This window comes from Neisseria sp. HMSC065C04 (assembly GCF_001815375.1).
GTDB lineage: Bacteria > Pseudomonadota > Gammaproteobacteria > Burkholderiales > Neisseriaceae > Neisseria > Neisseria flavescens_D.
Map to the genome: position 1 here is coordinate 1 of NZ_KV820400.1, position 24,515 is coordinate 24,515.

The window sequence follows — 24,515 nt, forward strand, 5'->3', positions numbered from 1 at the left end:
AAAGAAAAAGGACGTGCACAGGCACCTCTTTGGGTAAGCTGATCTCAACCTCGAGTACTGCATTATTGTCTTAACCCGTTTTATTATTTTGACGAACTGAATATTTCAAATCCAGAACCTTATGCTGACACTGCAACCAGTCGGCGAAAGGTAATGCCTTGATCAGAACTATTGGAACTGATTAACTGTAAATTAATTTGAAAGGTTATATTGAGAAACTGCACATCACTCCATCAATGTCCACGAGATAAAGTATGACAAAAGGTTCGATCAAAGGCTACGGCAGAAAAATAGATAGCACCTAGAAAAACATCAGCTATAGACCTGCATTATTGAAAAGCCCTTTGCAATAACTCATTGACGAAAACGCAAATCAAACACAACCGAATATTTGTTGAAAAACCCGTTATGCAGTTGAACAAAGCTTTGTTACATTTCATTGTAAATCAGGCTGTGAACCTAATTTGCTTTAGGCAACATGGGTGTGCAACGCTATTCGAAAGCGATATGTTTGAATCGTTGAAGTGGTTAACAGCTTACTTGCGCTTGTTTGCTCCTACAAGATGCGAGCATTGGGAAGATAAAAGGGAGCTGTCAAGTCCCTGTGTTTGATTTTTGGCTGTTGGGGATGAAGGATTTTTTGCAAAGGTCTCAGACCGTCTGAAAACTTGATAGAAGCAGTCGTCTGTTAAATATGCGATAATGCGGGAGATTTCATGGGTGTGGTAGAAACATGGTTGTGATTGTCCGACGGGGATGATGTCGGGCAACGATGGAATCGGTTTGCTTGAAACGCCCGCCTGTTGCGGGCTTTTTTATGGGAAGGAATGGTCATGCCTAATCCGCTTTATCGGCAACATATTATTTCAATTTCAGATTTGACGACGGAGCAGCTCGAATTGCTGCTTCAGACGGCCTTGAAGTTGAAAAAGCAGCCTCGCGAAGATTTGCTTGAAGGTAAATTGATTGGTTCGTGCTTTTTTGAACCCTCTACCCGTACGCGTTTGTCTTTTGAAACGGCGGTACAGCGTTTGGGTGGGAAAGTTATCGGTTTTTCCGATGGCGCGAATACCAGCGCGAAAAAGGGTGAAACGCTTGCAGATACTGCGAGGATTATTTCCAGCTATACGGATGCGATTATTCAGCGACACCCGAAAGACGGTGCGGCCCGTGTGGCGGCCGAGTTTTCGAGCGTGCCCGTGATTAATGCCGGCGATGGTACCAACCAACATCCGAGCCAGACACTTTTGGATTTGGTAACGATTTATGAAACACAAGGTAGCTTGAGCAATTTGAAGATTGCGATGGCCGGTGATTTGAAATATGGCCGTACGGTACACTCATTGTGTCAAGCATTGAAGCGTTGGGGTTGTGAGTTTGCATTTGTTTCCCCTCCCAGCTTGGCGATGCCGGACTATATCACTGAAGAGCTGGAGGAGGCCAGTTGCCCTTATCAAGTCCTGTCCAGCTTGGAAGAAGCGGTCGAATGGGCGGATATTTTGTACATGACCCGCGTTCAGCGCGAACGTTTTGATGAGCAGGAATTTGCCAAAATTCAGGGTAAATTCAATCTTGATGCGCCGATGTTGGCAAACGCCAAACCCAATTTGCGCGTCTTGCATCCTTTACCGAGGGTAGATGAAATTCATCCGAATGTGGATAAAACACCTCATGCCTATTATTTTGAACAGGCAACCAATGGAGTGTATGCACGGATGGCGATTTTGTCTTTGGTATTGAACGAAGAAGTTTAAGGAGCGAAAGATGGAAAACTCAAAACTCAGCGTTGAAGCAATCGAACAAGGTACGGTGATTGACCATATTCCTGCTGGTAAAGGCTTGGCCATTTTAAGACAGTTTAAGCTGCTGCATTATGGCAGCGCGGTTACGGTTGGTTTTAATTTGCCCAGTAAAACGCAGGGAAGCAAAGACATTATCAAAATCAGCGGTGTGTGGTTGGATGCCAATGCGGCCAACCGTTTAGCTTTATTTGCCCCTGAAGCAGTGGTCAACAAAATCGATCGGTTTAAGGTGGTTGAGAAACAGCATTTGTCATTGCCGGACGAGATTTCGGAAGTGTTCCGTTGCCCGAATACTAATTGTGCCAGTCATGGCGAGCCGGTCATCAGTCGCTTTTATGTCCGTTCACATAATGGTCAGACGCGTTTGAAATGCCATTATTGCGAAAAAACCTTCTCGCGTGATTCGGTTGCCGAAGCCTGATAAAAATCTCAGGCCGTCTGAAAATACGGCTATACGGTTTGAGTTGTCTGCTTGATACATTAGTTTCATAAAAAGCAAGATATTAAGCAAATTGCGTTAAAATTACGTTAAAATAATGCCTTCCGGGTTGATGACATTATTCGCCCGAAAGGCATTATTTTTTAATAACATGATACGAAATGTAGGAAAACTCATGCACTCATCCATACAAAGCCGGTTTGCCCCAATTTTATACGTCTTGATTTTCTTTGCCGGATTTTTAGCCGCACAAGTTTGGTTTAATCAGCAAGCCTATTTGACCAATCTTCCCCTTTTGGTTACAGCCATTTCTGCCGTTGCATTTGTTTGGTTGATTTGGGCCGTCGTATCTGCGCGATCCAAAGCTAAAAGCAAGATGTTGCACCGTGAGCAGCTGATTCAAAAAGAGAGCATTCATCCTGTTTTGCATGCGACGTTGCAACGTTCTGATGGACAAACGGATTTATTGGTTTTGGTTGTCCGCAATAGCGGTAAGGGCTTGGCGAAGAATGTGCGTTTTGAGGCTGAGGCTTTGCCGGATCACTTGCCGAGCAAGCTGGTTGCCGATGCAGTTATGCGCTTGGAGATGTTTTCCGGCGGCGTGGATATGCTGGCATCGGGAGAATTGTATGGCGGCGTGTTTGCAAGCATGTTGGCGCTGGCTGCCGAATTGCCGGACCAAACATTTGGCGGAGTATTGAAACTGAAAGCCACTTATGAAAATGCCTTTGGCGATCAATGCACTTCAGAAAGCGTTTTGGATTTGAGCATATTGAATTTCAATTTGTCAGAAATTAAATCCAATGGCGAGCAAAAGCCCCGCAAGAAATTGTTGTATTGATATTCAAAATATGCAGGCCGTCTGAAACCGAAATACTTGTTTTCAGACGGCCTGTTGTTATTTTTCAAATGATTTTTGAAGAAAAAGAGGCGTATCGGGTATAATAATCAAAGAATTCGAAACGGATTGTCAGGCTCGGCAAGCCGTCTCATCATTGTCGTATTTCAAAACCTTACTGATATTTTTTCAATAATCTGTTGCTATGTATCGGAACTTTTTCTGATGTTGGCACTGGCGAAATATTCCTTCAGCCATTTACTCTCAGGAAGCTGCTTATGTTAGTGTGTAATCCTTATGAAGTTGTGATCCATGGTACGACCAGCAAAGGCAAGATTTTCCGACCAAGCGACTGGGCGGAGCGCCTGTGCGGTATTTTGTCCTCCTTTACTAAAGACAACCGCCTTTCCTATTCGAATTGGGTGCGCCCGATTTTGGTGGACAATGTCCGTTGTGTAGCGGTCGATAAAAAGTTGGAAGAAGACAATCCGCAAATGTTCCGTTTCTTGATGGACTTTGCAGCGGATAATGATTTGCGCGTGATTGACTGCAAAGCCTTGCTCAAAGAGCAAGAGAGCAAACAGCAGGGCGAAGTGCCGGTCGAGCGCGTTTTGTTGGCGCAGGCGATTGAAGAAAAACATGCAGCCGAGCGTGCGGAAGCGGCCAATGCTCAGCCTGAGCCTCAAGCTGCCGCGCCTGTGGTTGGCGTATTGCGTGAAATTCCGCCGGAAGAAACCGCAACCGCTTTTGCGGCATTGAGCATTTTGCGTTCTTCTTTGACCGATATTCACCGTTTCGTCGAACAAATCAACGAGCATCAGCGCAAAACCGGTTACCGCCTGTTGGGTATTTTTGAAGAAGGTAAACAAAATGCCGTGGCCGTATGCGGTTTCCATACTGCACATAACTTGGCCAGTGGTTACCATATCCATATTGATGATCTCGTAACCATGCCGCAATGCCGCCAAAAAGGCTATGCTTCACGCTTGTTGGAAGAAGTACGCAAAATCGGTGCAGAAACCGGCGCGACCAAAATCCATCTGAATGTCCATGTTAACCATGACCGTGCAGGTGCGCATCGTCTCTACTTCAAAAACGGATTTGAAATTTGCGCTTACCATTTCCGTTGCGATCCGAAATAATTTTTGTGGAAAGAGAGAAATCAATGTTGAAGATTTTGACCGCGGCTGTTTTGACACTGAGCTTGGCGGCCTGCGCATCAGGCAGCGGAGGCAGCTCGCAAATGTATGGTGAGATTAAGGCCGGTGTAGAAACCAGCCATCAACGTTGAGATATACAATGACAAGGCCGTCTGAAATAGGTTTTCCTGTTTCAGACGGCCTTTTTGCAACTTGATTAGAGTGTCGTGGAGGTGTCGTCAGCGGCAACAGTCCGATGCAGGCGATACCAATTGTACAGGCGCAGGATGCACAAGAAAGCGATGATGGGCATGCAGGCTGCGGTAACCAGATAACGCGGGTTGCTGAAGTTTAAAACGTTGTGCCCGGAAAGCAGCGACAAAGCGGCATGCAACCATTCCCACAAAGACGAAATGCTGAATGCCAAAACAGCCAACAGGCCGAGGGTTCGGAAAATACCGATGGGCAGGATTTGTTGGCGTAATACGGCGCGGTTGAGTTGGAACAAAACAATCAAACCGAAGCCGATGATGCAGACCATGCCGCCGTTGGCGACGATTTGCAGGCTGTTGAAGGCAATGTCGGGCGTAACGGAAATTGTACCGGACTGGTTGGCTGCGGTTTGTTGCAAATTTAAGCCTTGCATGACATTAAGTACGAAACCGTAGATCAGGTCGGCCAAAACGATACCGATGGGTAGCGGAGTCAAAAAACGTTTCATGGATCAGTTGGGTATTCTCTATTAGTATGAGGGAGGCCGTCTGAAAATTAAAAATGACGACGTGAGAGTGTATTGTATCCGATAGAAAAGTAGGTTAATGCAAAAATAAATTTAGTTTAAGTCAGAAAATGATGTAATTTTACGCCAACATTATTGCATTAAGAGTACAATCTTCTTCATTATCAAACGTGAAATCAACAGGAAAGGACGTTTACATGAGCCAATTGCAACGTGATTTAACCCGTATCAGCCACAATACCAAAATTGTTGCCACACTGGGTCCGGGCAGCAACAATGTACAATTGTTGGAAGACATGATCCGTGTCGGCGGCCTTAATGTCGTCCGTTTCAATTTCAGCCACGGTACGCCGGAGTTTCATGAAGAAAATGCCCGTATCGTACGCGAAGCCGCGAAACGTGCGGGTCAGGAAATCGCCATTCTTGCCGACTTGCAAGGGCCTAAAATCCGTGTCGGTAAAATTGCCGGCGGCAGCATCGAGCTGAATAAAGATGAAACCTTGATTTTGGATGCCGCACTTGAAGGCGAAGGCACACGCGAAGCGGTTGGCCTGGACTACCGCGATTTGCCCAATGACGTCGCTGCCGGCGATGTTTTGTGGCTGGACGACGGCCTGTTGACTTTGACCGTTGAAGCGGTTGAAGAAAGTAAGATTATTACAAGAGTAGAAAACAGCCATGTGCTGAAAAGTAACAAAGGTATCAATAAACGCGGCGGCGGTCTGTCTGCCGGTGCGTTGACCGAAAAAGACTTCCGCGACCTGAAAACGGCGATTGCCATCGGTTGCGACTACTTGGCCATCAGCTTTGTGAAATCTGCCGAAGATTTGCACATCGCACGCGCCAAAGTCGAAGAAGAAATGAAAGGCAGCACTGCCGTACGCCCCGGTTTGGTTTCCAAAATCGAGCGCGTAGAAGCCATTGAAAACCTGGACGAAATCATACTTGCCAGCGACGGTATTATGGTTGCCCGCGGCGACTTGGCAGTGGAAGTCGGCCATGCCGCCGTACCCGCACTGCAAAAACGCATGATCCGCCGTGCCCGTGAGTTGCGCCGCTTCAGTATTACTGCAACCCAAATGATGGAATCGATGATTACCAACCCTGTACCGACCCGCGCGGAAGTCAGCGACGTGGCCAACGCAGTATTGGACGGTACCGATGCGGTGATGTGTTCCGCCGAAACCGCCGTCGGCGCGTATCCGTTTGAAACCGTCAGCCAAATGGCGATTATTTGTGCGGCTGCGGAAAAAGAACAAGATTCACTCAACGGCGTTGCCGAACAGGTCGAGTATCCCGAAGCCGTCAGCACCAACTTGGCGATTGCCGGCGGTGCGGTCAGCGTGGCGCGAGCAGTTCACGCCAAAGCCATCGTTGCCCTGACTGAAAGCGGTTCGACCGCCTTCGAAGTCAGCCGCCACAACATCACCCTGCCGATTTTTGCCCTGACACCGAGTGTTTCAGCACAACGCCGCATGGCGATGTACCGCGGCGTGCGTCCGTTGATTTTGGCAACCAGTACCGACCACGATACCGCGCTGAACGAAGTGGAAGCCATGCTGGTAGAACACAAAATCCTCCAAAGCGGCGACCAATACATCATCACCAGCGGTTCGCAAATGCGCGAATCCGGTTCGACCAATACGCTGGAAGTGTTGCAGGTCAAATAATTGCAGTGATCCTATGATTGGAAAAGCAGGCTGTTTCAGCCTGCTTTTTTTGTGTAAAAAAAGAAAAGATTAGGCAAAAATAATGATGTAGTATAGAATTGAGTGCCTATACTAAATCAATAAAGGACGTTTCAGACGGCCTTTTTCTTTGTCCGCTACTTTCACGGTAAACCAAAATGATTCATTTCAATCTGAAAAAAACAGCATTTATTTTAAGCGCAGCACTGTTATCTACCGCCGTCCAAGCCTCCGGCTACCACTTCGGCACACAATCCGTTAACGCACAAGGCACGGCCAACGCCGCCGCCGCCGAAGCCGCCGATGCATCAACCATTTTCTACAATCCGGCCGGTTTGAGCAAACTCGACAGCAGCCAAATTTCCGTCAACGCCAACATCGTGCTGCCCAGCATTCGTTATGAAGCGGATTCTGCCACCGACTTTACCGGCATTCCCGTCCAAGGTTCGAAAAGCGGCAAAATCACCAAAACCACCGTTGCTCCGCACGTCTATGGCGCATACAAAGCCAGCGACGATGTGACTTTGGGTTTGGGCGTGTACGTCCCCTTCGGCTCTGCAACCGAATACGAAAAAGATTCCGTCTTGCGCCACAACATCAACAAACTGGGTTTGACCACCATCGCTATCGAGCCGGTAGTTGCGTGGAAACTCAACGACCGCCATTCCTTCGGCGCAGGTATTATTGCCCAACATACTTCCGCCGAACTGCGCAAATATGCCGACTGGGGTATCAAGCAAAAAGCAGTGGCAAAAGCCTCCGGCAAACCGGATGCAGCCATTGCCGCCGCCATTCAGGCTGACGGACACGCCGATGTCAAAGGCAGCGATTGGGGCTTCGGCTACCAACTGGCGTGGATGTGGGACATTAACGACCGCGCGCGCGTGGGTGTGAACTATCGTTCCAAAGTTTCACACACGCTTGAAGGCACTGCAGAATGGGCGGCAGACGGTGCAGCGGTGAAACAGGCATGGGATTCTGGTGCAATGGCCGCACTCGGTTATGTACCGAACGAAAAAGCCAGCGTAAAAATCGTCACGCCTGAGTCTTTGTCTGTTCATGGTATGTACCGCGCCACCGACAAAACCAACCTGTTCGGCGATGTGACTTGGACGCGCCACAGCCGCTTCAACAAAGCCGAGCTGGTGTTTGAAAACACCAAAAAAGTTGTCAACGGCCAATCTGGCCGTACTGTCATCACGCCTAACTGGCGCAACACTTATAAAGTTGCATTCGGCGGCTCTTACCAAGTTACCGAACCATTGCAACTGCGTGCCGGTATCGCTTTCGACAAATCACCGGTTAAAAGCGCCGAAGACCGCATGAACAGCTTGCCTGATGGCAACCGTATCTGGTTCTCCGTCGGTGCTAAATATCAACTGGGTAAAAACCATGTTATCGATGCGGCGTACAGCCATATCCACATCAATGACACGGTTTACCGCGCCGGCAAAGCCAGCGGCAACGACGTAGACAGCCGCGGTGCATCCTCTGCCCGCTTCAAAAACAAAGCGGACATCTTGGGCTTGCAATACACTTACAAATTCAAATAATCGGATTTGAGTTGTGGATAAAAAGGCCGTCTGAAGATTTCAGACGGCCTTTTTGATTGGAAGAAACAGATGGAGCAATCAATAGGCAATAAATGGCGTATTGGGCTTTTCATATTTCTGATTTGAATGGCAGAGCAGAAAGATAAATGGAAAAGGGGATAGCCGATAAATAGCTGAAGACATGAAATATTGTTTGCGCTTTAAACAACGCGTTACCAATTTTATTTATGGGCGGAAATCAAAAGGCCGTCTGAAAAACAGGTTTTCAGACGGCCTTTATTTACCGAATCGCTGCTAAGAAAGCTTAATCAGCTGCGGACTTCCAGTTCGATTTCTCTTTCTTGTTCGTCTTCGGCCGGTTTGTCCATGGTTTTTTCATCAGCCATATTGTCCAAATCGCGGCCGGGTTCGGAGGCAGTATCGCCGATGGAAACGCTGTTCAGGCTTTCCAAAATAATGGCTGAGGCCAGATGGTCGGATGTGCGGTACACCATTGCCAAACCGATTTCTTCCGCCGGAATGGAAACCAATTCAACCGTATCTTTGTCTTTCGGCTTGCGAATCAGGTTGTTGGACAGATTCACACGGACTTGGCGGCCGCGTTTGTAGAGGCTGACCACAGTGCCTTTGTCCAGGCCGTCGAGTTCGCCTTTATCCAAAGTAATGGTTTGGAACTGGCCGGCTTCGCCCACGCCGTCGAAGATGGAAACGACTTTGGCCTGAATCGGACGGGCAGGGGCGTGAGGCATCACATTGAAGCTGTCGAGGCCTTCTGGCAGTTTCAGCAGATAGTCATCTTTGCGGATTTCGGAAACGGCTTCTTCGATAACCAAAGGTTGCGCAGATTGGGTGCGCAGCTTCATGGCTTTGTTGACTTGGGTGTAATACTCGTTGCTTTTGAGTTTTTCGTCAGAAGCGCGGGTGCGGTTTTCCAAGGCGGAGTCGGTGTAAGGCAGCGTGTTGGCGATGCCGCTGAACACAACTTCTTGGCCGAGGAATTTGCCGGTTTCCGGATCGGTGATGTTTTTATTGATGCGGTAGGTCAGGTAGCGGCCGGGTTCGGTCAGGCCGTATGCGTACACACGGTTGCCTTGCGTGTAGAGGACGCGGTTGTCGGGGCCTGCAATCAGGCGCGGCGCGTTGGCGGTTTCTTCCGGAGCGATAATCTGCGGATGTTTCATGAACATACGGTAGAGGTTGACGTTGACGGTCGGAATGCCGTAGCCGGAAGTTTCGCGTACGCGCGGATGCAGTTTGATCACAGGAATGCCGTCTGAACGGGTTTGAGCGTGTTCAAAACCCAAGCGCGGCTGGCCGTTGACGTAGCGTAAAACCAACACCTGACCCGGATAAATCAGATGCGGATTGCGGATGGCGTTGCGGTTGGCACCCCAAAGGCGGTTCCATTGCCATGGGCTGTACAGATATTTGCCGGAAATACCCCACAAGGTATCGCCGTTTTTAACGACGTAGCGTTGCGGCGCATTGGGGCGGATTTTTAAAGAAGCTGCCTTAGTGTGGGCAGAAATAGCCATGCCTGCCATGCAAAGCAGGGTTATAATACGTTGTTGCATAACCGTTCCCCTTGAAATCGATTCGGTTTGTCTTCAGATGATAAACAGAGAAGGCTGGAGTTTGCGAAACTGCCGCCCATTCATCAATACGATAACGAACGGCCTCCGTCGCGCTATCTTAACATTTTTCGGCGTTATTTTAGCATTGAATGTTGCTGTCATGACAGGAGATTGTGGCGGCGGAAGCCAAATCTGTATGAAAATCACACATCAGTTTTATAAAACGAGAATATTATGGCTTTACTGAACATCCTCCAATACCCTGACGAGCGTTTGCACACGGTCGCCAAACCTGTTGAAAAAATCGACGAGCGCATCCAGACATTGGTTGCCGATATGTTTGAAACCATGTACGAAGCACGCGGTATCGGTTTGGCTGCCACTCAGGTCGATGTACACGAGCGCATCGTCGTGATGGATTTGACCGAAGACCACAGCGAGCCGCGCGTGTTCATCAATCCCGTCATTGTCGAAAAAGACGGCGAGACAACTTATGAAGAAGGCTGCCTGTCCGTGCCGGGCATTTACGATACCGTAACCCGTGCCGAGCGTGTCAAAGTTGAAGCCTTGAACGAAAAAGGCGAGACATTCACGCTGGAAGCAGACGGCCTGCTGGCAATCTGCGTGCAGCACGAATTGGACCACCTGATGGGCATCGTGTTTGTCGAACACCTGTCGCAGCTGAAACAAGGCCGCATCAAAACCAAACTGAAAAAACGTCAGAAACACACCATCTGACCTGCGCATCGCTTAAAGGCCGTCTGAAAAGACAAAACAGAAGGCAGACTTCGGTTTTCAATCTTTCAGACGGCCTTTTCAGCTGAAACAGTTTGCCTAACGCGCCATTCAAACCATTTTCACAAGGACACAACATGAAAGTCATCTTTGCCGGTACGCCCGATTTTGCCGCCGCCGCCTTGAAAGCCATCGCCGCCGCAGGTTTTGAAATTCCGCTGGTGTTGACCCAGCCCGACCGCCCCAAAGGCCGCGGCATGCAGTTGACCGCATCGCCGGTCAAACAGGCTGCCTTGGAATTGGGTTTGACCGTGGCGCAGCCGGAAAAGTTGCGCAATAACGCCGAAGCCCTGCAAATGCTAAAAGATACGGGCGCGGATGTGATGGTGGTGGCCGCGTATGGCTTGATTTTGCCGCAGGATGTGTTGGATACGCCCAAACACGGCTGCCTCAATATCCACGCATCGCTGTTGCCCCGTTGGCGCGGCGCGGCACCGATTCAACGTGCGATTGAAGCCGGCGACGCTGAAACCGGCGTGTGCATCATGCAGATGGACATCGGTTTGGACACCGGCGATGTGGTCAGCGAACACCGCTACGCCATTCAATCTACGGATACCGCCAACGAAGTACATGACGCGTTGATGGGTTTGGGTGCGAAAGCGATTGTGGCCGACTTGCAGCGTTTGCAGGCGGAAGGCCGTCTGAACGCGGTTAAGCAGCCTGAAGAAGGCGTTACCTACGCCCAGAAATTGAGCAAAGAAGAAGCGCGTATCGATTGGAACGAGTCCGCGGACATTATCGAACGCAAAATCCGCGCCTTTAACCCCGTACCTGCCGCGTGGGTCGAGTATCAAGGCAAACCGATGAAAATCTGGCGTGCCGAAGTCGTGGCCAAACAGGGTAAGGCAGGCGAAGTATTGTCTTGCACTTCAGACGGCCTGCTGGTGGCGTGCGGTGAAAATGCGCTGAACATTACCGAATTGCAGCCTTCCGGTAGCAAACGCATGAGCATACAGGCATTTGCGGCAGGCAGAACGATTGAAGTCGGAACGGTTTTGTAACAGGCTGGAAACAAACGTAGAGGAAAGAAAACAATGGCTGTTTTTGAAGTGGTCGAGGGCGATATTACCCGATTGGCAGTCGATGCGATTGTCAATGCCGCCAATTCATCGCTGTTGGGCGGTGGCGGCGTGGACGGTGCAATACACCGCGCTGCTGGCAAAGAGCTGCTGGATGAGTGCCGCACTTTGGGCGGTTGCCGCACAGGCGAAGCCAAAATAACCCAAGGCTATCGTTTGCCTGCGCGTTTTGTCATTCATACGGTCGGGCCGGTATGGTTTGGCGGAAAACAAAATGAAGAGGCCAAATTGGCACAATCCTACGCCAATTCCTTGCTGCTTGCCCAGAAACACGAGCTTCACAGCATCGCCTTTCCGTGCATCAGCACCGGTGTGTACCGCTTCCCGGCCGAAACCGCCGCGCGTATCGCTTTGGAGAGTTTGAAACAAACCCTGCCGCAATGTCCGTCAGTGGAAAAAATCATCTTTTGCTGTTTTTCCAAAACAGATGCCGAATATTATCGGGCATTGCTGGCTGCCGAACAGGCCGTCTGAAATCTTCCGAACACTTGAAATCAAATATAAATCAGAAAGCAAAAATATGAGTATGTCCCTCGCCCAAAAATTGGCCGCCGACAGCGTTGCCGCAGTTGCCGAAGGGCGCAATCTTCAGGATGTGTTGGCGGAAATCCGCGCGGCGTATCCGCAGCTGACGGCGCAGGAAAACGGCGCGTTGCAGGATATTGCCTACGGTTGCCAACGTTATTTGGGCAGTTTGAAGCACATGCTTGGTCAAATGCTGAAGAAGCCGATTGACAATCCGCAGCTCGAAAGCCTGCTTTTGGCGGCGATGTACCAACTACATTACACGCGTAATGCCCCTCATGCCGTGGTCAATGAGGCGGTGGAAAGCATTGCCAAAATCGGCCGCGGCCAGTTCCGCTCGTTTGCCAACGCGATTTTGCGCCGCTTTTTGCGTGAACGCGACAAGCTCGCGGCTTCCTGCAAAAAAGACGATGTGGCGAAACACAATTTGCCGCTGTGGTGGGTGGCTTACTTGAAAAACCATTATCCAAAACATTGGCACAACATCACTACCGCGCTGCAATCGCATCCGCCGATGACTTTGCGCGTCAACCGCCGACACGGCAATGCCGAAAGCTATTTGGAAAAACTAGCTGCGGAAGGTATTGCGGCCAGGGCGTTGGACGAATACGCCGTGATGTTGGAAGAAGCTGTGCCGGTAAGCCGCCTGCCCGGTTTTTCAGACGGCTTGGTGTCGGTACAGGATTTTGGTGCGCAGCGTGCTGCCTATTTGTTGAACCCAAAAGACGGCGAACGCATTCTCGATGCCTGCGCGGCGCCGGGCGGTAAGACAGGCCATATCTTGGAGTTGGCAGATTGTCATGTTACCGCTTTGGATATAGACGAAGGCCGTCTGAACAGGGTGAAGAGCAATCTTGACCGTTTAGGCTTTCAGACGGCCTCTTTGGCTTGTGCCGATGCGCAGGACTTGGCGGCATGGTATGATGGTAAGGCCTTTGACGCTGTTTTGGCCGATGTGCCGTGTACCGCTTCGGGTGTGGCGCGGCGCAATCCCGACGTCAAATGGCTGCGCCGACCGACCGATGCCGTCAAAACTGCACGCCAACAGGAAGCATTATTAGACGCGCTGTGGCAGACCCTGACGAAAAACGGCAGGATGTTGCTGGCTACCTGCTCGGTCTTTGTCGAAGAAAACGACGGTCAATTGCAAAAATTCCTTAACCGCCATGCCGATGCCGAGTTAATCGAATCGCATGTGCTTTTACCGAACAAACATCAAGATGGCTTTTATTACGCGCTTATTAAAAAGCAGTAAAACGCTGATTGTACCGCTCTTGCTCGCCGTGTCGTTGAACGCGGCGGGCGAGGGCATCAGTGCAACCCGTGCCGAGGCAAAGCTGACCCATGCCGGACAGCTTTCCGTCAGCAGCCGTTTCCGCACCGATCTGCCCGACCAGCTTAAAGAAGCACTCAAACAGGGCGTCCCCCTGCATTTCAATTTGAGTTGGCAGCTATCAGCGCCGTCCATGTCGTCTTATAAATTCAAGTTCGACCAGCTGCTCAACAACGACAGCACGATTCAATACAAATTGTCCTTCCATCCACTGACCAACCGCTATCGCGTTACCGTCGGTACGTTTTCTACCGAGTATGACACGCTTGAAACTGCCTTGCGCGCAGTGGGCGCGGTTGCGAATTGGAAGGTTTTGTCCAAAGGCGCGCTGAGTGATGTGGCCGCCAAAGACACGAAGGCTGAAATCCGCCTGCTGCTGACAACCGCCAAGCTGCCCAAACCGTTCCAAATCAATGCCCTGACGTCTAAAAACTGGCATTTGGATTCCGGTTGGAAGTCCTTGTCGGTCGTGCAGGAGTAAACCATGCGCCGCTTTCTTCTGATTGCCGCCGTATTCGCCGTAGTTTTGTTGTACGGTCTGACTGTTGCAACGGGCAGCAGCAACGTGTTGTCCGATTATTTCTGGTGGATTGTCGCCTTGTGCGGCTTGCTGTTGCTGGTGTTGGCAGCGGTGTTGGTGCGCTATGTCGTGCTTTTGATGCGCGACAACAGCAAAAGCGTGTTCGGTTCGCAGATTGCGCGTCGGCTGTCGGGGATGTTTACCTTGGTTGCCGTATTGCCGGGCGTGTTTTTGTTCGGTATTTCCGCCCAGTTTATTAACGGTACGATTAATTCTTGGTTTGGCAACGATACCCATGAGGCATTGGAGCGCAGCTTAAACTTGAGCAAATCCGCGCTGAACTTGGCGGTGGACAACGCGGTCAGCAACGCCACGCCGGTGCAAATCGACTTAATCAGCGCCGCTTCGCTGGACGGCAACTTGGGGCAAACGCTGACCCAATCCGCACTTACTGCCGACTTTGCCCAGCTGGCGCTTTACAACGCGACCACTCATAAAGCCGAGAAAAGCATCAATCCCCTGAAACTAAATCAACCCGAGCTTAACAAAGAAGGATGGGAGCAGCTGGAGCAGACCGGCTCGGTGCGCAGCTTGGAAAACATCGGCGGCGTGCTGTATGCTCAAGGCTGGATGCTGATTGGTACGCATAAAAATCAGGATTATGCGTTGTTTTTCCGGCAGCCGATTCCGAAAGATGTTGCCCAAGATGCGACGCTGATTGAAGCAGCCCGCGCCAAATACGCCGAGCTGAGTTATACCAAAAAAGGCCTGCAAACCTTTTTCCTGTCCACGTTGTTGGTCGCGACATTGTTGGCCATCTTTTTGGCGCTGGTGATGGCTTTGTATTTTGCCCGCCGTTTTGTGGCACCGGTGTTGTCGTTGGCAGAGGGCGCGCGGGCGGTGGCTCAGGGTGACTTCAGCCAGACCCGGCCGGTATTCCGCAATGACGAGTTCGGACGGTTGACCCAGTTGTTCAACCACATGACCGAGCAATTATCGATTGCCAAAGAGGCAGATGAACGTAACCGTTTGCGCGAAGAAGCAGCACGCCATTATTTAGAATGCGTATTGGAAAGTTTGACCACAGGCGTGATTACTTTGGATGCCGATGGCCGTCTGAAAACCTTTAACAAGGCCGCCGAACAGATTTTAGGTGTTTCGCTGGTGTCTTTGTGGGGCAGCAACTGGCATCAATGGCACGGCAAATCGCCGCAGCAAACCCTGTTGGCCGATGTATTTGCCGCCATTAATGAAACCGCTGACAGCGACAAACCCGTCCAAGTCGAATACGCCGCGCCCGATGATGCCCGAATCTTATTGGGCAAGGCCACCATCCTGCCGGAAGACAACGATAACGGCGTGGTGATGGTGATTGATGACATTACCGTCTTGATACGCGCGCAAAAAGAGGCCGCATGGGGCGAAGTGGCGAAACGGTTGGCGCATGAAATCCGCAATCCGCTTACGCCCATCCAGCTTTCCGCCGAGAGATTGGCATGGAAATTGCATGATAAACTTGATGAACAAGACGCCCAAATCCTCAGCCGTTCAACTGATACCATCGTCAAACAGGTTGCCGCGCTGAAAGAAATGGTCGAAGCATTCCGCAATTATGCGCGTGCGCCGTCGCTAAATTTAGAAAAACAAGATTTAAACGGTTTGGTGTCGGAAGTATTGGTATTATATGAGGCCGGCGCGTGCAAATTTAATGCACGGCTAAGCGCCGATGCTCTGCCGATTGTTGCCGATACGACGGCGATGCGCCAAGTGTTGCATAACCTATTTAAGAATGCCGCAGAAGCGGCAGAGTCGGACGAAGCGCCGCAAGTAAACGTCGAAACAGGGCGCGAAGGCGGACAGGTTTTCCTGACCGTCTGCAACAACGGCAAAAGTTTCAGCAAAGAAATGCTGCACAATGCTTTTGAGCCGTACGTTACCGACAAACCGACAGGAACGGGGCTGGGTTTGCCCGTTGTGAAAAAAATTATCGAGGAGCATGGCGGCCGCATCAGCCTGAGCAATCAGAACAGCGGTGGCGCGTGTGTCAAAATAGCTTTACCGGAAATGGCAGAAACTTATGCGAAGCAGTGATATTTTGATTGTAGATGATGAAGTAGGCATCCGCGACCTGCTCTCCGAAATCCTTCAAGACGAAGGCTATACCGTTACTTTGGCCGAAAATGCCGAAGAAGCGCGCCAATTGCGTTATCAAACGCGTCCGGCCATGGTGTTGCTGGATATTTGGATGCCCGATTGCGACGGCATCACTTTGTTGAAAGAGTGGGCGAAAAACGGCCAACTCAATATGCCTGTGGTTATGATGAGCGGCCATGCCAGCATCGACACCGCGGTTGAAGCCACCAAAATCGGCGCGCTCGATTTTCTGGAAAAACCGATTGCCCTGCAAAAACTCTTGTCCGCAGTAGAACGCGCTTTGAAACATGGCGAAGTTCAGACGGCCTCCGGCATGACTTTGGACAAACTGGGCAACAGTTCCGTCATTCAAGAAATGAACGGCAGTATTGAAGCGGCCGCCAAACACAACCGCCCGCTGTTGTTGGCCGGTGAGGCTGGCTCGCCGTTTGAGATTGTCGCCCGCTATCTGCATAAAAGCGGTACGCCTTGGGTGGCAACCGAACGTGTCGAACACATTGTCGATACGCCGATGGAGCTGTTGCAAAAGGCATCAGGCGGCATTTTGTATGTCGGCGATATTGCCCGTTACAGCAAAAATATCCAAAACGGCATTGCTTTCTTGCTGGAAAAAGCCGACCGCTATAATGTCCGTGTGATTGCTTCATGCGGCTTTAAACGCGGTGAGAGCGCCGATGACGTCGTTGCCGGCCGACTGGCGGAGCTGTTGAAAGAGCGCATCAATGTTCCTTCTTTGCGCAGTCAACCAGACGATATCGTCTTTTTAATCAACCGCATCATGACCGATTTGGCCGAAAGTCAAAAAATCCAGCCGGTAAAATTCAGCGACAGCGCGTTGGTGGTTTTGCGCCAATACGATTGGCCGGGCAATTACGACCAGCTTGCCGAAACGGTGAAAAACATCATGTTGGAATCGGACGGCAAAGAAGTGGACGAGCAGGCCGTTGCTGTGGCTTTGGGTCAGAAGGAAAACGCGACGGCGACAGAAATCATCGGCGGCTTCAATTTCAATATGCCTTTGCGTGAGTTGAGGGAAGAAGTCGAGCGCCGCTACTTTGAGTACCACATCGCCCAAGAAGGCCAAAATATGAGCCGCGTGGCGCAAAAGGTCGGTTTGGAGCGTACACACCTTTACCGCAAACTCAAACAACTCGGTATCAGCGTATCGCGCCGCAGCGCCGACAAATCCGAAGAATAAGCGCAATATCGGTTCAAACACAAAAGAGGCCGTCTGAAAGCCATCAGGTTTTTCAGACGGCATCGTCATTTGACGGTTTGCTTAGACAAGCGATACTTTATAAAAATAATGATATGGCTCGGAGGTGTTATTTTGCCTTTTAAGCCGGAAGAAGTTTTATATCAATAAAATTTTCAGACGGCCTCGATTTACTTCGGGCCGTCTGAACAACCATTACGAAAAGGGAACAGATTGATGACGGAAAACGAGCGTTTTGCTTGGTTGCAACTGGCATTTACGCCCTATATCGGCGCAGAAAGTTTTTTGGTGCTGTTGCAGCAATTCGGTAGTGCACAAGCAGCCTTGAATGCGCCGGCAGACAAAATTGCCGCGTTGGTACGCCATAAGCAGGCAGCCGAGTCGTGGCGTAATGCAGACAAACGGGCTTTGGCGCAGCGGTCTGCCGAAGCCGCTTTACAATGGGAAATGCAGGACGGTTGCCGTCTGTTGCTGCTGCAAGATGATGATTTCCCCGAAATGCTGACACAAGGCATTACCGCGCCGCCGGTCTTGTTTTTACGCGGCAATGCAGAGTTGTTGCACACACCTTCTGCCGCGATTGTCGGCAGCCGCCATGCCACACCGCAGGCAATGCGGATTGCCAAAGATTTCGGCAGGGCGTTGAGTGAAAAAGGCATTCCCGTCGTATCGGGTATGGCTTCGGGTATCGATACCGCCGCCCATCAGGGCGCATTGCAGGAAGGTGGCGGTACCATTGCCGTCTGGGGAACCGGTATAGACCGCATTTATCCGCCGTCCAATAAAAACCTTGCTTATGAAATTGCTGAAAGAGGATTGATTGTCAGTGAGTTCCCTTTGGACACGCGTCCGTTTGCAGGCAACTTTCCGCGCCGCAACCGTCTGATTGCCGCGTTGTCGCAGCTGACATTGGTGGTCGAGGCGGCATTGGAATCCGGCTCATTGATTACCGCCAAATTGGCGGCAGAGATGGGGCGCGAAGTGATGGCGGTACCCGGTTCGATAGACAATCCGCACAGCAAAGGTTGTCACAAGCTGATTAAAGACGGGGCAAAACTGGTGGAATGTTTGGACGATATTCTCCATGAGTGTCCGCAGCTATTGCAAAATACGCATGTTCCATCATATTCTATAAATAAGACGGTCAAACCGAAAAACAATCAAACCGAACGGCTGCAACCAAAAACAATAGCGGATGAACCGCAAAGGCCGTCTGAAAACCTACCTGCCGCCCCATCAACTAGCGCTTTATTGGAAGCCATGGGTTACGACCCGATACACCCCGATATTTTGGCGCAACAAACCAATACGGCAGCGGCAGACGTGTATGCACAGCTTTTGGAATACGAACTTGACGGTATCGTCGCCGCCTTGCCGGGTGGCCGTTATCAGCGTGTCAAAGCATAAATTATCTATATTTAAGGAACCAGCATGACCGAAGTCATTGCCTATTTAATCGAACACTTCCAAGATTTCGACAATTGTCCGCCTCCGGAGGACTTGGGTCGCCTCTTGGAAGATGCGGGTTTTGATGCTACGGAAATCGGCAATACATTGATGATGATGGAAGTCTTGTTCAATACGTCCGAATTCTATGCCGAGCCGTTTAACAGCGACTCCCTGCGCGTATTCTGCCGTGAAGAAGCTGAAAACCTGCCGCAGGAAGTCATGGGCTTGATGCAGTATTTGGTTACCGAACATGCAATTACTTATGAGCAACGCGAAATCGTCATTCACGCCCTGATGCACATTCCGTCGGACGAAATTACCCTCGATACCGCCAAAGTGTTGGTATTGCTGGTGTTGTGGATGCACAAGAGCGAGTTGCCCGTCCTGATAGGCGACGACTTGATGAGTGCGTTGACCGGACAAAACGTGATGCACTAAACCTTTTTTCAGACGGCCTCAATAATAAAGGCCGTCTGAAACATAAATCCAATACATCCAAAAGAGAACAACAATGGCGAAAAACTTATTAATCGTCGAATCCCCGTCCAAAGCCAAAACCCTGAAAAAATATCTGGGCGGTGATTTTGAAATCTTGGCGTCTTACGGCCACGTCCGCGATTTGGTTCCGAAAAGCGGAGCAGTCGATCCCGACAATGGCTTTGCCATGAAATACCAATTGATCAGTCGCAACAGCAAACACGTCGATGCCATCGTTGCCGGTGCCAAAGAAGCTGAAAACATCTACCTCGCAACCGACCCGGATAGGGAAGGCGAAGCCATTTCTTGGCATCTTTTGGAAATCCTTAAATCCAAACGCGGCTTGAAAAACATCAAGCCGCAGCGTGTCGTGTTCCACGAAATCACCAAAAACGCCGTGCTCGATGCGGTTGCCCATCCGCGCGAAATCGAAATGGACTTGGTCGATGCGCAACAAGCCCGTCGCGCTTTGGACTATCTGGTCGTTTTCAACCTCTCGCCATTGTTGTGGAAAAAAATCCGCCGCGGTTTGAGTGCAGGCCGTGTGCAAAGCCCCGCACTGCGTTTGATTTGCGAACGCGAAAACGAAATCCGCGCGTTTGAAGCGCAGGAATATTGGACGGTGCATCTCGACAGCCACAAAGGCCGCAGCAAGTTTACCGCCAAACTCGCCCAATACAACGGCGCGAAACTCGAACAATTCGACTTGCCGAACGAAGCCGCTCAAGCCGACGTATTGAAAGAACTCGAAGGCAAAGAGGCCGTCGTTACCGCCATTGAAAAGAAAAAGCGCAGCCGTAATCCCGCCGCGCCGTTCACCACATCTACCATGCAGCAGGATGCCGTGCGCAAACTCGGTTTTACCACCGACCGCACCATGCGTACCGCCCAACAGCTTTATGAGGGTATAGATGTAGGGCAGGGTGCCATCGGTCTGATTACCTATATGCGTACCGACAGCGTGAATTTGGCCGATGAAGCGTTAACCGAAATCCGCCATTACATCGAAAACAAAATCGGCAAAGAATATCTGCCGAGTGCCGCCAAACAGTACAAAACCAAATCCAAAAACGCCCAAGAAGCCCACGAAGCGATCCGCCCGACATCCGTGTACCGCACGCCTGAAAGCGTCAAACCCTTCTTGAGCGCAGACCAGTTCAAACTGTATCAAATGATTTGGCAGCGCACCGTCGCCTGTCAGATGACGCCAGCCAAATTCGACCAAACCACCGTCGATATTACCGTCGGCAAAGGCGTATTCCGCGTAACCGGACAAGTGCAAACTTTCGCAGGCTTCTTGAGCGTTTATGAAGAAAGCAGCGATGATGAAGAAGGCGAAGACAGCAAAAAACTGCCCGAAATGAGCGAAGGCGACAAATTGCCTGTGGACAAACTTTACGGCGAACAACACTTCACCACTCCGCCTCCACGCTACAACGAAGCCACACTGGTTAAAGCCCTCGAAGAATACGGTATCGGCCGCCCTTCCACCTACGCCAGCATTATTTCCACGCTCAAAGACCGTGAATACGTTACCCTTGAGCAAAAACGCTTCATGCCTACCGATACAGGCGACATCGTCAATAAATTCTTGACCGAACACTTCGCCCAATACGTCGACTACCACTTCACCGCCAAACTTGAAGACCAGCTTGACGAAATTGCCAACGGCAAACGCCAATGGATTCCTGTTATGGATAAATTCTGGAAGCCGTTTATCAAGCAAGTGGAAGAAAAAGAGGGCATCGAACGCGCCAAATTTACCACGCAGGAACTCGACGAAACCTGTCCGAAATGCGGCGAACACAAACTGCAAATCAAATTCGGCAAAATGGGTCGTTTCGTCGCGTGTGCCGGTTATCCCGAGTGCAGCTACACGCGCAACGTTAACGAAACCGCCGAAGAAGCCGCCGAGCGCATCGCCAAAGCTGAAGCAGAGCAAGCCGAACTTGACGGACGCGAATGCCCTAAATGCGGCGGTCGCCTAGTGTACAAATACAGCCGCACCGGCAGCAAATTCATCGGCTGCGCCAACTATCCGAAATGCAAACATGTCGAGCCGCTGGAAAAACCGAAAGACACTGGCGTCCAATGCCCGCAATGCAAAAAAGGCAACCTCGTCGAACGCAAATCCCGCTACGGCAAACTGTTTTACAGTTGCAGCACCTATCCCGACTGCAACTACGCCACTTGGAATCCGCCCGTAGCCGAAGAATGCCCGAACTGCCATTGGCCGGTTTTGACCATTAAGACCACCAAACGCTGGGGCGTGGAAAAAGTCTGCCCGCAAAAAGAATGCGGCTGGAAAGAACAGATTGAACAGCCTGCACCGAAAGAGTGAGATTAGGTCGGTTTAAAAGAGAAAAGGTCGTCTGAAAAATTTTCAGACGACCTTTGCTTTTCTGTGATTGGTTTATTTGAATCCGCGTGTCGTTTTAAAGTCCGATAAAATACGGTTCATTTCTGGTTCAAATAAGGCTATGTAATCGTAAGATAGACCGCGGCTGGCACTGGGGTGAGGCAGGCAGACGACTTCGCAATTTTCAAACGATTGGAATCTGATTTTGAAACGTGTACCGCTAAAATCTTTTTGTACTACTCGGAGCGGTTGAGTTTGTTTTCCGACAAGCTGCTCGAAGCGCGGCAATACATTTGTGCGATTAAGATAATTTGTCAGATTGCTTCCCATGAAGAGAATCAATTTAGGGCGTAGTTTCTCAACGTGGTAGAGAAAATTATCGACGTGTTCAGGCTGGAGAAATTTGTTTGGATTGTCGATTTTGTTGCCCTGAGTAGCTGCCCAGTTGGTTTGTACCAGGGATTTTTCAAATGCACCGCCCAATTCATTTTCGTCTAAGGGGTGTCCCCACATTTTAAACCAAATTTTTATCGTATTGTCGTAACGCCACTTTTTTGCCTGTTCACCGAAATAGAGGGATTTATTGGCAAATGTATGGTCGATTTTGTTTTCAGGGAGTTTGTATTCACCTGCTACATAAGCAGCCTCATCGGCTTTACTCCAACCCCATTCATACCCACAAATCATTAAGCCATGTTTGTCGTTGTAACCTTGAAATATACTGTTACTGAGATTCAGATCGGACATGATAGTAGCCTTACATTAATGTTTCAAAAATGACTACTCATTATAAATAAGCAAATGTAATTTATCTAGTTTTGTGTTTAAGTTGAAAACATACTTCACACGGTGAAACGCAGTTCAATATTTCATGTCGTCAAATTCAAAACCCAAAGGTCGTCTGAAAAATTTTTCAGACGACCTTTGGGTTTTGTAAAAGACAAGTTTTAACGCCGCGCGAAAACCAACGTGGCAAGAAAGAATAAACTGACTATCAAAGCAACGGTTTTGCCGATTAAGGGCAGGCAGAAGACGAACCAAAGCAGACCGCGCCCCAAGTTCGGTATCAATCCTAAGTGGCGGTAATATTCATCAAAAAAATGGGCGTGGGCGGTGAAGGCAATCACGCCGCTGATATAAACACCCAAAATAATTTTCCAAAGCGGCATTGTCAGCCATACATGTTTTCATTAAGTATTATGGCAAATAGACTGAAAAATCGGTGGGAAAGTTCTAATAGCAAACGTAAGCGACCTTTTTATTTGAGAAAATATTTTATAATTTATAAAATTTTGTAAGTTTATTATCATGAAAAATAAATTTTTGCGATGGTCGATTTGTGTTCATGCTGCCTTAAATGAAAAAACGCTGCTGTATAATGGCTGCTTTGTCATTCTTTAAAGGTCGTCTGAAACTGTAAGACGATTCGTTTTCCCAATCATGAACAAACACAGCAAACATTCAAATCAAGTCCGCATCATCGGCGGACAATGCAGGGGACGGAAACTGGTTTTTGCAGATGCAGATGGTCTGCGCCCGACGCCTGACAGCGTGCGTGAAAAACTGTTTAATTGGTTGGGTCAGGATTTAACCGGCAAAACAGTATTGGATTTATTCAGCGGCAGTGGTGCTTTGGGAATGGAGGCTGCTTCTCGTCATGCGGCAAAAGTGGTAATGGTCGATAACCACCGCCAAACTGTTCAAATGCTTCAGAAAAATATCCGTGAATTAGGTTTGAAACAAGTAGAAATCGTGTGTTCAGACGGCATGGCTTATCTGGCAAGGCCGTCTGAAAAATTTGATGTCGTGTTTCTTGATCCGCCGTTTGCATGGGAAGATTGGCAAAATCTGTTTATCCGATTGCAAAGCCACTTGAAAAATGGGGCAATGGTCTATATTGAAGCAGGAAAGCTGCCTGAAAAACCGGATTGGCTGGAAATTTATCGGGAAGGAAAGGCGGGAATGAGTAGGTTTGAATTGTTGCTCTATTCGCAAGTTGCTGAATAGTATAGAATTTGAGAATCATTCCCAAGGTGTAAAACATTCTTTCAAACGGATTGTTCCGACGTCATTTGTGCTATAATCCGCGCCCAATCGGTTTTGATAATTTAAGAAAAAAGGAAATAGAAATGTCGCTCTTTATTACAGATGAGTGCATTAACTGCGATGTGTGCGAGCCGGAATGCCCTAATGATGCCATTTCGCAAGGTGAAGAAATTTACGAAATCAATCCAAATTTGTGTACTCAATGTGTAGGCCATTACGATGAGCCGCAGTGCCAACAGGTATGTCCTGTCGACTGTATCTTGATTGATGAAGAGCATCCTGAAACACACGAAGAGCTGATGGCTAAGTACGAAAAAATCATTCAGTTTAAATAAATAGTGTTTAAAAGCAAAAGCTTGGATATTTTTAAAGAAATAAATGAAAAAAAATCTTGACGGAAATCTGAGTTGCCAATAAACTAGCGTTCTCTTTTGGAGGGATTCCCGAGCGGTCAAAGGGGGCAGACTGTAAATCTGTTGCGTGAGCTTCGAAGGTTCGAATCCTTCTCCCTCCACCAAAAATTCTTACTTGGAGCAAATAGTGAGTATGCGGGTGTAGCTCAATGGTAGAGCAGAAGCCTTCCAAGCTTACGGTGAGGGTTCGATTCCCTTCACCCGCTCCAAACAATTTCGCCCATGTAGCTCAGGGGTAGAGCACTCCCTTGGTAAGGGAGAGGTCGGCAGTTCAAATCTGCCCATGGGCACCATCTCATTATTACCCTTTCTTTCAAAAGCTTAGATTATAGGATATTGCCATGGCTAAGGAAAAATTTGAACGTAGCAAACCG

At 49.5% G+C, this 24,515-nt stretch carries 23 protein-coding genes and 3 tRNA genes; 22 read left to right on the forward strand and 4 right to left on the reverse strand.

The window, feature by feature from the left end; genetic code table 11:
• The first annotated feature begins 833 nt into the window (after positions 1-833).
• The 5 genes from pyrB (at position 834) to HMPREF3022_RS11880 (ending at position 4,370) form a co-directional block, all read left to right on the forward strand.
• A complete protein-coding gene (pyrB, locus tag HMPREF3022_RS03690) occupies positions 834-1,754 on the forward strand; it encodes an aspartate carbamoyltransferase (protein ID WP_039862268.1) in 921 nt (306 codons plus the stop codon).
• A 10-nt stretch (positions 1,755-1,764) separates the two neighbouring features.
• Entirely contained in the window at positions 1,765-2,223 is a 459-nt protein-coding gene (gene pyrI, locus HMPREF3022_RS03695; RefSeq protein ID WP_004520167.1) for an aspartate carbamoyltransferase regulatory subunit, read from the forward strand.
• Between the two features lie 193 nt (positions 2,224-2,416).
• On the forward strand, positions 2,417-3,082 hold the full coding sequence (locus tag HMPREF3022_RS03700; protein ID WP_049336352.1) for a COG1361 family protein: 666 nt from the start codon (positions 2,417-2,419) through the stop codon (positions 3,080-3,082).
• Between the two features lie 275 nt (positions 3,083-3,357).
• Positions 3,358-4,221, forward strand: a complete 864-nt coding sequence (locus HMPREF3022_RS03705) for a GNAT family N-acetyltransferase (RefSeq protein ID WP_049336349.1) — start codon at positions 3,358-3,360, stop codon at positions 4,219-4,221.
• Positions 4,222-4,244: 23 nt separating this feature from the next.
• Positions 4,245-4,370, forward strand: a complete 126-nt coding sequence (locus tag HMPREF3022_RS11880; protein WP_003684698.1) for a hypothetical protein — start codon at positions 4,245-4,247, stop codon at positions 4,368-4,370.
• 65 nt (positions 4,371-4,435) lie between these two features.
• Here the strand turns inward: HMPREF3022_RS11880 and HMPREF3022_RS03710 are convergent, their stop codons facing one another.
• Positions 4,436-4,939, reverse strand: a complete 504-nt coding sequence (locus tag HMPREF3022_RS03710) for a hypothetical protein (protein ID WP_049336347.1) — start codon at positions 4,937-4,939, stop codon at positions 4,436-4,438.
• Positions 4,940-5,154: 215 nt separating this feature from the next.
• Here HMPREF3022_RS03710 and pyk point away from each other — a divergent pair, with 215 nt between their 5' ends.
• Positions 5,155-6,627: a pyruvate kinase gene (gene pyk, locus HMPREF3022_RS03715; protein ID WP_070765150.1), complete on the forward strand. Its 1,473-nt coding sequence runs from the start codon at positions 5,155-5,157 to the stop codon at positions 6,625-6,627.
• Between the two features lie 176 nt (positions 6,628-6,803).
• Positions 6,804-8,198 (forward strand): OmpP1/FadL family transporter, encoded by a 1,395-nt coding sequence (locus HMPREF3022_RS03720; RefSeq protein ID WP_070765151.1) that lies wholly within the window; start codon positions 6,804-6,806, stop codon positions 8,196-8,198.
• Between the two features lie 308 nt (positions 8,199-8,506).
• Here HMPREF3022_RS03720 and HMPREF3022_RS03725 read toward each other — a convergent pair whose 3' ends face one another.
• Positions 8,507-9,772, reverse strand: a complete 1,266-nt coding sequence (locus tag HMPREF3022_RS03725) for a LysM peptidoglycan-binding domain-containing protein (protein ID WP_070765152.1) — start codon at positions 9,770-9,772, stop codon at positions 8,507-8,509.
• A gap of 234 nt (positions 9,773-10,006) precedes the next feature.
• On the opposite strand from HMPREF3022_RS03725, the gene def reads away from it, so the two are divergent.
• The 10 genes from def to topA all read left to right on the forward strand — a co-directional run bounded on the left by def (position 10,007) and on the right by topA (position 21,664).
• Positions 10,007-10,510, forward strand: coding sequence for a peptide deformylase (gene def / locus HMPREF3022_RS03730; RefSeq protein WP_049331260.1), 504 nt, complete (start codon positions 10,007-10,009; stop codon positions 10,508-10,510).
• Positions 10,511-10,644: 134 nt separating this feature from the next.
• The gene (gene fmt, locus HMPREF3022_RS03735; RefSeq protein ID WP_070765153.1) at positions 10,645-11,571 is read left to right on the forward strand and encodes a methionyl-tRNA formyltransferase; all 927 of its coding nucleotides are present in this window, start codon (positions 10,645-10,647) and stop codon (positions 11,569-11,571) included.
• A 33-nt stretch (positions 11,572-11,604) separates the two neighbouring features.
• Positions 11,605-12,123, forward strand: a complete 519-nt coding sequence (locus HMPREF3022_RS03740; protein WP_070765154.1) for an O-acetyl-ADP-ribose deacetylase — start codon at positions 11,605-11,607, stop codon at positions 12,121-12,123.
• A gap of 46 nt (positions 12,124-12,169) precedes the next feature.
• A complete protein-coding gene (gene rsmB, locus HMPREF3022_RS03745) occupies positions 12,170-13,429 on the forward strand; it encodes a 16S rRNA (cytosine(967)-C(5))-methyltransferase RsmB (protein ID WP_070765155.1) in 1,260 nt (419 codons plus the stop codon).
• Positions 13,395-13,988: a DUF4390 domain-containing protein gene (locus tag HMPREF3022_RS03750; protein WP_004520180.1), complete on the forward strand. Its 594-nt coding sequence runs from the start codon at positions 13,395-13,397 to the stop codon at positions 13,986-13,988. The genes rsmB and HMPREF3022_RS03750 overlap by 35 nt, the downstream gene beginning before the upstream one ends.
• Before the next feature lie 3 nt (positions 13,989-13,991).
• The gene (locus tag HMPREF3022_RS03755; protein WP_070765156.1) at positions 13,992-16,118 is read left to right on the forward strand and encodes a sensor histidine kinase; all 2,127 of its coding nucleotides are present in this window, start codon (positions 13,992-13,994) and stop codon (positions 16,116-16,118) included.
• Entirely contained in the window at positions 16,105-17,379 is a 1,275-nt protein-coding gene (locus HMPREF3022_RS03760) for a sigma-54-dependent transcriptional regulator (RefSeq protein WP_070765157.1), read from the forward strand. Before HMPREF3022_RS03755 ends, HMPREF3022_RS03760 begins: the two co-directional genes overlap by 14 nt.
• A gap of 234 nt (positions 17,380-17,613) precedes the next feature.
• Positions 17,614-18,804 (forward strand): DNA-processing protein DprA, encoded by a 1,191-nt coding sequence (gene dprA, locus HMPREF3022_RS03765; protein WP_049331235.1) that lies wholly within the window; start codon positions 17,614-17,616, stop codon positions 18,802-18,804.
• A gap of 24 nt (positions 18,805-18,828) precedes the next feature.
• Positions 18,829-19,284 (forward strand): Smg family protein, encoded by a 456-nt coding sequence (locus HMPREF3022_RS03770; protein ID WP_003679497.1) that lies wholly within the window; start codon positions 18,829-18,831, stop codon positions 19,282-19,284.
• 73 nt (positions 19,285-19,357) lie between these two features.
• On the forward strand, positions 19,358-21,664 hold the full coding sequence (gene topA, locus HMPREF3022_RS03775) for a type I DNA topoisomerase (protein WP_070765158.1): 2,307 nt from the start codon (positions 19,358-19,360) through the stop codon (positions 21,662-21,664).
• Between the two features lie 72 nt (positions 21,665-21,736).
• Here the strand turns inward: topA and HMPREF3022_RS03780 are convergent, their stop codons facing one another.
• Positions 21,737-22,432, reverse strand: a complete 696-nt coding sequence (locus HMPREF3022_RS03780; RefSeq protein WP_141756492.1) for a hypothetical protein — start codon at positions 22,430-22,432, stop codon at positions 21,737-21,739.
• Between the two features lie 197 nt (positions 22,433-22,629).
• Positions 22,630-22,851: a hypothetical protein gene (locus HMPREF3022_RS03785; protein WP_049331412.1), complete on the reverse strand. Its 222-nt coding sequence runs from the start codon at positions 22,849-22,851 to the stop codon at positions 22,630-22,632.
• A gap of 271 nt (positions 22,852-23,122) precedes the next feature.
• Between HMPREF3022_RS03785 and rsmD the strand changes: the two genes are divergently transcribed.
• The 5 genes from rsmD to HMPREF3022_RS03810 all read left to right on the forward strand — a co-directional run bounded on the left by rsmD (position 23,123) and on the right by HMPREF3022_RS03810 (position 24,434).
• Entirely contained in the window at positions 23,123-23,689 is a 567-nt protein-coding gene (gene rsmD / locus HMPREF3022_RS03790; protein WP_049331410.1) for a 16S rRNA (guanine(966)-N(2))-methyltransferase RsmD, read from the forward strand.
• A 122-nt stretch (positions 23,690-23,811) separates the two neighbouring features.
• The gene (locus HMPREF3022_RS03795; protein WP_003679513.1) at positions 23,812-24,063 is read left to right on the forward strand and encodes a YfhL family 4Fe-4S dicluster ferredoxin; all 252 of its coding nucleotides are present in this window, start codon (positions 23,812-23,814) and stop codon (positions 24,061-24,063) included.
• 98 nt (positions 24,064-24,161) lie between these two features.
• Positions 24,162-24,245, forward strand: a tRNA-Tyr gene (locus HMPREF3022_RS03800).
• A 31-nt stretch (positions 24,246-24,276) separates the two neighbouring features.
• Positions 24,277-24,350 (forward strand) — tRNA-Gly (locus HMPREF3022_RS03805).
• Positions 24,351-24,359: 9 nt separating this feature from the next.
• Positions 24,360-24,434: transfer RNA gene (locus HMPREF3022_RS03810), tRNA-Thr, on the forward strand.
• Positions 24,435-24,515 lie beyond the last annotated feature (81 nt).